This window comes from Pseudomonas sp. OTU5201, from assembly GCF_038440135.1.
Lineage (GTDB): Bacteria > Pseudomonadota > Gammaproteobacteria > Pseudomonadales > Pseudomonadaceae > Metapseudomonas > Metapseudomonas resinovorans.
On record NZ_JASATC010000082.1, the window covers coordinates 1 to 4,800 of the forward strand.

The following is a 4,800-nucleotide window of genomic DNA, read 5'->3' on the forward strand; positions in this document are numbered from 1 at the left end:
AGTGCTACGTCAGCCGCTCCGGCTACACCGGCGAAGACGGTTACGAGATTTCCGTGCCCGTGGCCCAGGCCGAAGCCCTGGCGCGCACCCTGCTGGCCCAGCCGGAAGTCCAGCCCATTGGCCTGGGCGCCCGCGACTCCCTGCGCCTGGAAGCCGGCCTGTGCCTCTACGGCCATGACATGAGCAGCGCCACCACGCCGATCGAAGCCAGCCTGACCTGGGCCATCTCCAAGGCCCGCCGCGCCGACGGCCTGCGCGCCGGCAACTTCCCCGGTGCCGGTACGGTCTTTGCCCAACAGCGCGACGGCGTCCCCAGCAAGCGCGTCGGCCTGCTGCCCCAGGAACGCGTACCGGTTCGCGAAGGTGCCGAGATCGTCGATGCCGACGGTGCGGTAATCGGCCGCGTCTCCAGCGGCGGATTTGGCCCGAGCCTCGGAGCCCCGGTCGCGATGGGTTACGTCGCGACCAGCCATGCCGCCCTGGACAGCGAGGTCTGGGCCCTGGTGCGCGGCAAGCGTGTCGCGATGAAAGTGGCCAAGACCCCCTTCGTGCCTCAGCGCTACTACCGCGGCTGAATCAGCATCCCTCGACTGCCCCGTTTCGGCGGGGCCTTGAAGGGTGGAGACGACAGTCTCTGCCCTTTTTCTTTGCACGGCGCCGTGCACAGACCGTTTCTTAAAAAATCCCGATAAACCACTGAAATAAATAGCCTTTTGTAATTCATTCGAGCGACACATTCCCGTCATCAACCGGTCATCCGCCACAGGCAGATTCTCTGCTCCACTTTCCTGGGGAGGACCTCCGATGAACGACAAGAAGAACCTGATCAAACCCCTGGTTGCCGCCTTGCTGGCCGCCACTCTCAGCGCCTGTGCCATGCAGGCCCCGGCCCCCGCCAAGCCGGTAGCCCTGGATAACGAAGACTGGTATCAGATCCGCACAGAGAAAGAACTGTTCGTCTTCGACGACTACGCCACCTACCGGGACTACGTGAAGAGCGGCACTGCACCGATCAAACAGAACACCGGCAAGCAGGACGGCTTCGGTCGCAACATCGTCTTGATCCTGAAATCCGCCGACCAGGGCAAGGATGCGAAAACGCTATCTGCCCAGCGCTTCCTCGATGTCAGCCTGCCGCCCGCCCAGCCCTTCTATGGCGAACTGCGTGACGAAGAAGGCGTCATCTTCGTGTTCAGCCGCTACGGCGACATGATGGACATGTACAAGATTGGCGAACCTACCTTCAGCTACGTCGACATCGGCGGCGGCCCCGAGGGACAGCGCGTGGTGTACGTCCTGGGCAAGGAAGAACCCAAGCCGGTCAAGCAGATCGCCCTGTTCCACGACAAGTACAAGTAACGCCCCCGGAGCGACCGGAACTCGCCCTCCTTTCCGGTCGCCTCCACCCCGCTCCAACCGCTCTACCGCCTGCCCTCCAAAGCAGGCCGCCCGTCTTCGTGAAATATTTTGATACATTCAGCGCTGTACCTAGTGCCAGATGCCACTAGCCACCACAAGCGACGAATTATTGTCATTTCGCCAATTGCGCTCGCTAAGTGAGAGGTCTTTAGTCGAGTTATTGGCGCTTAGGCTGCGCGATCAAATTTTTTGGCGGCCTGCACCTTCGTGCAAACGGATGGGGAAAACGAGCTTTGGAGCACTGCATCCAGGGCAGGCCGTTTGCGCGGGTTCGTGGTGGGGAGGTGGAGTACACCCATGAAAGGTAAAAATCCTGGAAAAGCCAAAAACAAGAAAGACAGGTTGGCGGACGGATCGCGGCGCGACTTTCTCAAGCTTTCCGCTGCCGCTGTAGCCGCGCCAGCCCTGCTGCGCACCTCTCAAAGCGAAGCTGCGGCGCCGATATTGCCGCCCAGCCCACCCACGACCCCCTGGGTGATGCAACTGCCCAACCAGATTGTGCCCGCGGCCAGCGTGCCTTACCTCAATCCCGCACCTACCGAACTGGCCAATGTCGCCGGTGGCGAAGCCGGGCGGGGACCGCACCAGTTCTGGGCCCGGTTTCGCCCCAACGCCGAGTACTACGAGCTGCGCGCCAAGGAAACGCCCAACTGGGTCTTCAATCCGGCCTATCCGGCGCAGAAAGTCTGGACCTATCGTGCGGCCAATACCCCGGCGAACGAGTTCAGTGCGACCGTCATGACCCACTACGGCCACCCGATGATCTGCCGCATCTACAACGACCTGCCAGCCAACCATACGGGCTTCGGCACGCCGGAAATCTCCACCCACTTGCACAACCTGCACGCAGGCTCGGAGAGCGACGGCTTTCCCGGTGACTACTACAGCGCAACCAAGGCCGGGCCAACCCTGACTGCCAAGGGCAAATTCAAGGACCACCTCTATCCCAACGCCTATGCCGGTTTCAACACCCCGCCCAACAGTCTGGGTGACTACCGCGAAGCCCTGGGCACGCTCTTCTACCACGACCACACCCTGGACTTCACATCGTCCAATCTCTATCGGGGCCTGGTGGGTTTCTACCTGCTCTACGATCACCTGGATTCGGGTAATGAGGCTGACCCGACGCCGGGAGCGCTGCGCCTGCCCAGCCATCCCTACGACTACCCACTGGCCTTCGCCGACCGTCGCTTCGACGCCACCGGCAGGCTCTATTACGACGAGATAAACCCCGAAGGTGTGCTGGGTGACAAGGTACTGGTCAACGGCATGATCGAGCCGGTGCTGAAAGTCGCCGCGCGACGCTATCGCTTCCGCTTGCTGAATGCCGGGCCGAGCCTGTTCTATGCCTTCTCGCTGGTCAACCCGAACAACATCAAGCAGAACTTCACCTACATCGGCAACGACGGCAACCTGCTGCCCAAGCCGCTGCTCAACCAGCAGAGCATTACCCTTGGCGTTGCCGAACGCGCCGACATAGTGGTCGACTTTTCCAAGTACGTGGTGGGCACCACGCTCTATCTGGTCAACCGCATGCGCCAGGAAGAGACCCGCGGCCCCAAGGACATCAAGGAGCCCGGCGTCCGTGTGCTGAAGATAGTGGTGGACCGCTGGCCAACCGCCCAGGACCTCAGCCAGGTACCCGCGAATCTACGTCCTCTGCCGCCAGTGACCCCGGCTGAGATCGCCGCCGCCCCGGTGCGCCGCTTCGTCTTCGAGCGCTCCAACAACATGTGGGTGATCAATGGGCAGTTCGTCAACGTCAATGCGCCTCGCTTCAATGTGCCCCAAGGTCGCGGAGAGATCTGGGAGCTGATCAATATCGACAACGGCTGGTCACACCCCATCCATATGCACCTGGAGGAAGGCCGCATCATCTCGCGAATGCGCAACGGTCAGCAGTTGCCGATCCCTGCCCATGAACTGGGTCGAAAGGACGTCTACACGATCAACAAGAACGAGACCATTCGCGTCTTCATCCGCTTCAGGGACTACAAGGGCAAGTACGTCATGCACTGCCACAACCTGATCCATGAAGACCACGCGATGATGCTGCGCTTCGACGTCGTATGACGGCGGAGGGAGGACTTTTCATGAACACACGCAGAAACCTTATTGTCGGCCTGGGTGCCGGCCTCTTCGGGCTAGCCGCCCTGGGAGCCATGGGCGCCTCCACCGAGCGCCAGCCAATGGCTCGCTCGGGCAACGCCAGGTTCCCCAACCCAACGCTATTCACTCATCAGGGCAGGAAGGTTCAGTTCTATGAAGAACTGATACGCGGCAAGGTGGTAGTGCTCAACATGATGTACGCCAGCTGCGGCCGGAACTGCCCTACCGCAACCGCCAACCTGCGCAAGGTCCAGCAGATGCTCGGTGAGCGGGTGGGACGGGAGGTCTTCATGTACTCCATCACCCTGCAGCCCGAGCTGGACCAACCGCGCCACCTGCAGGAATACGTCGACAAGTTCCACATCGGCCCTGGCTGGGAATACCTCACCGGTGACCCGCAGGACATTCTCGACCTGCGCTACGCCCTGGGCTTCTACGACGTGGATCCGCTGGTGGATGGCAACCAGCTCAACCACACCGGAATGGTGCGAATTGGCTACGAGCCCATTGGCCGCTGGACGATGGCACCAGCGCTGACTGATCCGGAGCACATCCTCTCGGCAATCAACCATGTCGACCCCCGGGTCGAGCTCACCGGCTGGGGCATGCAGCCCCAGGAGTCCTGAGCAGCCTGGCGGCCTCCGGGAGCACCCGGAGGCCGGGTGGTGTATGATGCGCGCCTCCGGCCCGCTCGCGGGCCAAGCCCGCACAGAGCAGAACCAGCATGACCAGCCAAGACCTCGATCAGGCCGAAGCCCAAACCCAGGAAAACCCGGACGCAGCTGCCATCACAGCCGAGCCGGCCAAGCCGAAGAAACAGAACGTCCCCTACTACCAGACCCTCAAGGGTTACGACCGAGGCCAGCGCCCCGGTCCCGCGCCACGCGGCTCGCGCCGGTCCATGGGCAAGCGCTGACACACTGCCCCCAAGGCGACTGATCAGCCTCCGCCCGCGAACCGAAGCGTTTCGCGGGCGGAGCTCGCTCCCACCAAGCCCCGCTCTAGAACGGACCTTTCGGCCCAATCTGGCTTATCCCCTCGTTACGTTGCACCCACTCGCATCGAAAAAATCGATTATGCCAATTTGAGGAAAAAGCCTTTCCACTCTGCGCAATAGCGCTCTCAAAAAATTCGTAAATCATTGTTTTTAATGGAACATCTACAATTATCACCCGCGTCGATGGTAACCATCACGCAGGATCACTTCTTGATCGAAATCGCATCAGTAACATGGGCCCCGTAGACAAATTTTCCCCCTCACCGAGGTGCCCA

General features: G+C 61.4%; 5 protein-coding genes. All 5 read left to right on the plus strand.

The window, feature by feature from the left end; genetic code table 11:
- Nucleotides 1-575, plus strand: a 575-nt coding sequence (locus AAHM40_RS26865; RefSeq protein ID WP_342247420.1) for a glycine cleavage T C-terminal barrel domain-containing protein, incomplete at its 5' end; no start/stop codon positions are given.
- A 229-nt stretch (nt 576-804) separates the two neighbouring features.
- Nucleotides 805-1,359, plus strand: a complete 555-nt coding sequence (locus AAHM40_RS26870; protein WP_342247421.1) for a hypothetical protein — start codon at nt 805-807, stop codon at nt 1,357-1,359.
- A 357-nt stretch (nt 1,360-1,716) separates the two neighbouring features.
- Entirely contained in the window at nt 1,717-3,492 is a 1,776-nt protein-coding gene (locus AAHM40_RS26875) for a multicopper oxidase family protein (protein WP_342247422.1), read from the plus strand.
- Nucleotides 3,493-3,512: 20 nt separating this feature from the next.
- Nucleotides 3,513-4,154, plus strand: a complete 642-nt coding sequence (locus AAHM40_RS26880) for an SCO family protein (RefSeq protein WP_342247423.1) — start codon at nt 3,513-3,515, stop codon at nt 4,152-4,154.
- 98 nt (nt 4,155-4,252) lie between these two features.
- Nucleotides 4,253-4,444 carry a hypothetical protein gene (locus AAHM40_RS26885; RefSeq protein ID WP_342247424.1) on the plus strand — a complete coding sequence of 64 codons (192 nt, stop codon included), beginning with the start codon at nt 4,253-4,255 and terminating at the stop codon, nt 4,442-4,444.
- Nucleotides 4,445-4,800 lie beyond the last annotated feature (356 nt).